This is a genomic window from Sharpea porci (genome assembly GCF_009695655.1).
Lineage (GTDB): Bacteria > Bacillota_I > Bacilli_A > Erysipelotrichales > Coprobacillaceae > Sharpea > Sharpea porci.
The window spans coordinates 20608-27424 of the sequence record NZ_VUNM01000031.1 but is presented as its reverse complement, the minus strand read 5'-3'; the positions used below and the strand labels follow the sequence as shown (position 1 = coordinate 27424).

At 36.5% G+C, this 6817-nt stretch carries 5 protein-coding genes and 1 other RNA gene; all 6 read right to left on the bottom strand.

What is annotated here, in order from left to right:
• Positions 1 to 450: 450 nt before the first annotated feature.
• Positions 451 to 806: a transfer-messenger RNA gene (gene ssrA / locus FYJ79_RS10610) on the bottom strand.
• A gap of 65 nt (positions 807 to 871) precedes the next feature.
• On the bottom strand, positions 872 to 1321 hold the full coding sequence (gene smpB, locus FYJ79_RS10605) for an SsrA-binding protein SmpB (RefSeq protein WP_154518063.1): 450 nt from the start codon (positions 1319 to 1321) through the stop codon (positions 872 to 874).
• Positions 1318 to 3525 carry a ribonuclease R gene (gene rnr / locus FYJ79_RS10600; protein WP_154518060.1) on the bottom strand — a complete coding sequence of 736 codons (2208 nt, stop codon included), beginning with the start codon at positions 3523 to 3525 and terminating at the stop codon, positions 1318 to 1320. Before rnr ends, smpB begins: the two co-directional genes overlap by 4 nt.
• A 116-nt stretch (positions 3526 to 3641) precedes the next feature.
• Positions 3642 to 3863, bottom strand: coding sequence for a preprotein translocase subunit SecG (gene secG, locus FYJ79_RS10595; protein WP_033163419.1), 222 nt, complete (start codon positions 3861 to 3863; stop codon positions 3642 to 3644).
• An 81-nt stretch (positions 3864 to 3944) separates the two neighbouring features.
• Positions 3945 to 4643 (bottom strand): DsbA family oxidoreductase, encoded by a 699-nt coding sequence (locus tag FYJ79_RS10590; RefSeq protein WP_195837078.1) that lies wholly within the window; start codon positions 4641 to 4643, stop codon positions 3945 to 3947.
• Positions 4644 to 4748: 105 nt separating this feature from the next.
• Positions 4749 to 6680: an oxidoreductase gene (locus FYJ79_RS10585; protein ID WP_154518054.1), complete on the bottom strand. Its 1932-nt coding sequence runs from the start codon at positions 6678 to 6680 to the stop codon at positions 4749 to 4751.
• Between the last annotated feature and the right edge of the window lie 137 nt (positions 6681 to 6817).

Genomic DNA, 6817 nt, shown 5'->3' with positions numbered 1-6817 from the left:
TAGCGATGATGATGTCCCAGTAAGAGTGAAATGCACAAGATGCGGCCACGAGGAGAACGTTCCAAGATGGCTGGTGGCAGAGGTGACAGATGCACTGGTGGAATCTGGCGGCAGTGCTGATGATGCAGGCTTTGAGTGTCCAAGATGTCATGGACACATGAAAATAAAATCCTAATATTGAAAAAAACATCTCAATATGACACTGAGGAAAACTAAGTTATATACCTATTTATTTCATATGTAAGTAGGTATATAACTTTTTGAATGACGAAACCAATTTCTTAATATACAAAAAAAGAGGCTTATCAATACATTCGTATCGAAAGCCTTCATTTACAAGAACGGTAAACTTGTACTGCTTTTCAACTATAAGAAAGATGGAGAAAACGCTTCATATAGCGAAATTCTAGAACACATCAGCACAAAATCACCGGTTCTCCAAATCCCATTTGGTGGAGGTGAGGGGAATCGAACCCCTGTCCAAAAGCCGTCCCATATTAAGCATCTACAGTTTATCTTGTCGAATAGATTTAAGTAAGCTACGATCCACAAGCAGTCTTTCACTTACCGATTCTCTTGATTTTCGAGGTTCTAGTCGAGACATCCCAGTCCCCTTATCCCACTAGGTTATGTTACTAGACAGCATGATTGTGAGAGCTCATGCGCTAGCATTTCGCGAGTCTAACGTCGACTACTAAGCGAAAGCGTAATTAGTTCTGTTTCCAGATATTTGTTTTGAGGTTTAACGTCTCCCGACGACTGCAACTTAATTCAAACTGACCCCTGTCGAATCCAAGAACACCCCCAGATTACAAGGCATCATCTTCTGATGCCCTTTTAGTATATAGCCTTATTTCAGGAAAATCAATCTTTAGTAACGGTACTTCATAGCTTTATCAATATCACGTTGCATGGCCTTTTCTTTAAGATCATTACGTTTATCATAAAGCTTTTTACCTTTGACTAATGATACTTCAATTTTCAGCTTTGAACCATTTCCAAAGTAGAGCTTTGTAGGAACAAGGGTTAACCCTTGTTCCATAATAGCTTTAGAAAGCTTATTGATTTCTTTTTTATGAAGAAGGAGTTTACGTTCTCTACGACTATCAACATTAAACATATTTCCCTGTTCATAAGGGGCAATATGCATATTGACAACAAAAGCTTCTCCGTTCTTAATACGTACATAACTATCTTTAAGATTAGCTGAACCTTTACGTACTGATTTAATCTCTGTCCCTTTTAATTCAATTCCTGCTTCATAGGATTCAAGTATGAAGTAGTCATGATAAGCTTTTTTATTCTGTGCAACAATTTTCATCGCTTACCACCCTTTCTTCTTGGACGTGTATGTGTTCTTTGTCCACGATGTTCTTTATGTTTACGTGTTGATGGACGAGCTGGTGAGGAGTGCTTTGGTCTTCTTGATGAACGTGATTTGGTATAGTTATTGGCATCGACAAAGTCAACCTGCTTTTCTAGCTTGTTGGCATCTTTGACAATAACTTCAACCGTGTCCGAAAGACGGTACATCTTGCGTGTTCTCTGCCCTATCAACATTAACTGCTTTTCATCATAAATATAATAATCATCAGCTAAGTCAGTAATATGAACTAACCCTTCAATAGTATTAGGCAGTTCAACAAAGAAACCAAAAGAAGTGACTGAAGAAATAATTCCCTTAAACTTCTCTCCTATATGATAACTCATATATTCTGCTTTCTTCATATCATCAACATCATATTCCGTATCCACAGCACGCTTTTCACAATCACTTGAACTATCAGCTAACTGAGGAACAACCTCAGCAAAATGTTCTATATTGCTGTAGTTTTCATTAAAGAGATAATTACGAATAAGACGATGAACTAGTAAATCAGGATATCTTCTAATTGGTGATGTGAAATGTGTATAGAATTCATCAGCTAGACCAAAATGTCCTAGACATAATTCTGAATATCTTGCTTTCTGCATACTGCGTAATAGTAATGTTGAGATAACAGGATGTTCTGGTTTGCCTTTACTCTTCGTGATGATCTTAGCGAGTTCTTTTGGCTTAATATCATCAAGTGAGCCATGAATAGTATAACCTAATGGTTTCGCAATCGCTAAGAACTGTTCTAGCTTGTTTTTCTTTGGTGTTTCATGGACACGGTAGATAAATGGGACATCTAGCCATTTAAAGTGTTCAGCCACAGTTTCATTAGCCACCAACATGAATGATTCAATCATACGATCAGATTCCCCACGCACTCTTAACTGAACATCAATAGGCTTACCCTTCTCATCAACAATAATCTTTGCCTCATCCGTATCAAAATCAATAGCCCCACGAATATTTCTCGCTCTCGTAAGAATATCCGATAATTCCTTCATTGTCTCAAAGAGTTCTACAGAATCCGCATATTTCTTACGCATTTCTTTGTCACCATCTAGAATCTTATTGACATTTGTATAAGTCATACGATGTGTTGAATGAATGACTGTTGGTAAAATACGATGATCGACAACCTGACCTTTCTGGTCAATTTCCATAAAACATGAGATTGTATAACGATCCACACCCTCATTAAGAGAACAAATACCATTCGATAACTTATGAGGCAACATAGGAATAACACGGTCAACAAGATAGACTGAAGTGCCTCGATCCACAGCTTCAAGATCAAGTGGTGTCCCCTCTTCAACATAGTAAGAGACATCCGCAATATGCACACCTAATTCATAATGTTTATTCTCTAACTTACGTAATGAAATGGCATCATCTAAGTCCTTTGCTTCATCACCATCAATCGTGACAATCAACATATCACGTAAATCCGTTCTCCCTTTCATGCCAGTAGGATCGATTTCATCAGGAATATTCTCAACCTGCTTATAGACTTCTTCAGGGAAGTCAATATGAATACCATGATCATATACAATAGAAAGAATATCCACACCTGGATCATTCTTATGACCAATGATTTCAACAATATCCCCTCTTAAAGGCTTATAACTTGTGATATGAACAATAACCTTATGACCAGGCATAGCACCTTTAATATGGGCATCATTAATACGAATTTGTCCTATTCTTGAATCATCCGCATTCACATAAATCTTACCCTTTAGCTTTACAACTAAGCCAACAACATCTTTAATATTATGTTCTAATACTCTAATAATACTTGCCTCATCACTATGAGGATCATCATTAAGTTTGCGAATGATGACACTGTCACCATTTAATGCCCCATTGACAAGATTGGAACGCACAAAGAATTCTTTATCTTCAGCAACCTTAACAAAACCAAAGCCTTTCTTATTAAGCTGTAATACTCCTTTGAAATAACCTAATGATTCAGGTGTAAAGTATTGATTAAATTGATCTCTAACAACCTCTCCATCATCTTCTAACTGATTCATAAGTTTCATGAAATCCGCAAAGTCCTCAGCCTTAATATTGAAGATACGCGTGAGATCCTGTATTGTTCGTTCATGATTATGATCATCAGATAATAATCGTAATATTTCTTCTCTCATTTTCTTACCTTTCTAGATATTTTATTATAATACCTACATTCCTCTATTATAGTTCACTCATGTTATATCTTTCTAAAGTTCCCATAAGAAAAAATAGAGCACTTCGTGCCCTATTCCTATGAACCCATTCTAATCAAGATTGCAATAACAAAGAATGCAATACCTAAACCAATCGTTAATCTTGTAAGAACAAGATCAGCGCCTCTCTCTTTTTGTTGAGCAAACAAATTAGAGCTCTGACCAGTTAATGCATTAACGATACCATCTGTTTTTCCTGATTGTAATAGACATACAATAATAAGGGCTATTGATACAATTAATAATATTGTTTCTAACATATCAATATAACCTCCTCTTTTCTCTTCTACGCTTGTTCATATTATCATAAAGTATGCCATATTACAATCTTTTTCCATTTTCTATTGACATCCGTCAATTCCACAGCTTGCTCCTTCAACAACAATATTCTCTTCCGCCATGATTTTAGTAAGAACTTCTTTCATTTGATCCTTTGGCAGTGCTCCAGGTACTGCATACTTATTCGCAAAGATAAAGTATGGTACAGCCGTCACATTATATTGACTTGCTAAGTTTTCTTCTAAACGTACATCTTTGGCATAAGCATCTGTTTTGATTACAGTATCAATATCTTCTTCACTCAAACCATATTCTAAAGCAATACGCTTTAATGTCTCTAGATCAGACATCATTGTATGATCTTCAAACATTGCTTTGAAGACACGGGCAATGAATTGATTAGCTTGATGGAGTGGTAACTTCTCCTGAGCAAGCTTTGTCAGTCTGTGAGCATCAAAGGTTGAAGTGTAGAGGGCATTCGCATAATCTAAGACAATACCTGCTTCTTTTCCCATATCTTCAACTCTCTTAATCTGTTCACTGGCTTGTTCTCTTGATATGCCATATTTTTGAGCAAGTAAATCTGTTGCTTCACCCATATACTCTTTAGGAGCACTTGGATCAAGTTCAAACGACAACATCTGCATCTCTACCTGATTTTCCAGGCCTAATTCTTTGATTGCAGCTTCTAAGTTACTCTTGCCAATATAGCAAAATGGGCAAGCATAATCTGACCAGTAATTAATATTAAGTTTATTCATCTTATCAACCTCTTTTCGCATACACTCTATCATTGTATTGTGCACAATACAAACAAAGTGCAATGAAAAACAACTACCAGTATAAACCAGTAGTTGTTGTATAATTTAAAGCTTAAGTGCTTCTTCCATTCCTTCTCTTGTTGCAGTTATGGCATTACCTGCCTTAATAGCACCACCAACGACATAAACTTCTTTACAATTAGCTTTCGCAATGTCTTCAAGAGGATTATAAGCCTTATATCCAAATGCTGAGACGACCTGCACAGCTGGTAATGTTGCCGTATGACCATTAGCATCTTCGCCTACTACACCATCACTTGTAATTTCCTTGACTTTGAAATTTGTATGTACTTGAACGCCTGATTCATGAAGCATATTCATGAGACATTCTCTTGTCATTGGCATCATATCATTAAGAATATCCTGCTGCATTTCAACAATTGTAACTTGATGATTCTTTTCCTGCATATAATGAGCAGTTTCACCACCAACTTCACCACCGCCACATACAACAACAGGACCATTCGCAATATCAACATGTCCAAGTAATACATCTTCCGCATAGACTACATGATCTAAATCAATACCTTTAATTGGTGGTGTTAATGGTTTAGCACCAGTAGCTACAATAATCGCATCAGGTTGAACTTCTTGAATAAGTTTTTCGGTTACTTTTGTATTGAGATGAACAGGGACATTGAGAGATTCTAAATTGGCACGATATGAGGATATCATTGTAGAGAGTTCACCTTTTCCAATTGGATAAGCAGCCGATTTAAATTGACCACCAAGACAATCCTTTGCTTCAAAGAGTTCTACTTGATGACCTTTAATAGCAGCTGTTCTTGCTGCCATTAATCCTGCTGGTCCACCACCAATAACCATAACCTTCTTTGGTTGATTTGTAGGAGTAATATCACACTCATATTCTCTTCCTACTCTAGGATTGACAAGACATGTCACAGATTCATTCTTAAGTAATGGCCATTCACATCCCTGTAAGCAGCCAATGCAATAATTAATTTGATCAAACTTTCCTTCTTTAGCCTTCTTAGGAAGATATGGATCTGCCAGAGAACCTCTACCCATCGCAATAAAATCACATTTATCCATATCAAGTAGAATATCAGCCATACCTGGTTCATTAATTCTATTGGCGAGAATAACAGGAATATTAACGACTTTCTTAACATTCATAGCTGTTTCCATGTTGAGTGCATGTTCCGTAAACATAGGAGCAATAATTTGTCTCACTGCCTTTGCAGCATAAACACCATTTGATACATGAATTGCATCAAAACCAACCTTTTCTAAGTGTCTAGCAAGCTGGTAAGTTTCGGCTTCAGTACGACCACCCTGGACATATTCATTGCCTGAAATACGTACCTGAATAGGGAAATCTTCCACTTGTTCACGCATTGCTTTAATGATTTCATCTACAATACGCACTCTATTATCAAAGCATCCACCATATTCATCCGTTCTCTTATTGACATAAGGTGATAAGAATTCCGCAAGTAAATAGCCATGAGCACAATGAAGCTCAATACCATCAAAGCCTGCTTCTTTACAACGCTTTGCAGCTAAAGCAAAATCATTCACTAACTGATGAATTTCTTCAACAGTCATTTCTCTCGCTAAATCCATACACATTGGATCTTTTGTTCCTGATGGAGCGATAGGCATGATATTCCCATTGATATTATGATTAGATTGTCTTCCTGGATGATACATCTGACAAAATATCTTGGACCCATGTTTATGAACACGTTTTGTAAGTTCTTTGTTCAATTCAACATGCTCATCCTTCCATAAACCTGGTATTCTTTCATAGCCTTTACCATGCTCACATACAGCATAATCTTCAGTGATTAATAATCCCCAACCACCTCTTGCTTTCTCTTCCATATATTCCAGATAGCGTTCTGTTAAAAAGCCGTTAGGTGTGCAGTAATTTGTGACCATTGCTGGTACTACAAGTCTATTTGGAATTTCAACATCACCAATTTTCATAGGTTTAAATAATTTTGTAAACATAACTCTTTCCTCCACATTTCATATCTTAATTTTAAGGGATGAAATATTATGAAGGTCAAGATAGAATTTTCACATGATTTCTTGTAAAAATCTCCTCATTTATATAATTATTATTGATACATATAGATATAAAAGTA

Excerpts from the sequence above, each read along its gene's own strand:
- smpB (WP_154518063.1), bottom strand. The coding sequence starts at position 1,321 with ATGAAAATTGTTGCACAGAATAAAAAAGCTTATCATGACTACTTCATA.
- rnr (WP_154518060.1), bottom strand. The coding sequence starts at position 3,525 with ATGAGAGAAGAAATATTACGATTATTATCTGATGATCATAATCATGAA.
- secG (WP_033163419.1), bottom strand. The coding sequence starts at position 3,863 with ATGTTAGAAACAATATTATTAATTGTATCAATAGCCCTTATTATTGTA.
- FYJ79_RS10590 (WP_195837078.1), bottom strand. The coding sequence starts at position 4,643 with ATGAATAAACTTAATATTAATTACTGGTCAGATTATGCTTGCCCATTT.
- FYJ79_RS10585 (WP_154518054.1), bottom strand. The coding sequence starts at position 6,680 with ATGTTTACAAAATTATTTAAACCTATGAAAATTGGTGATGTTGAAATT.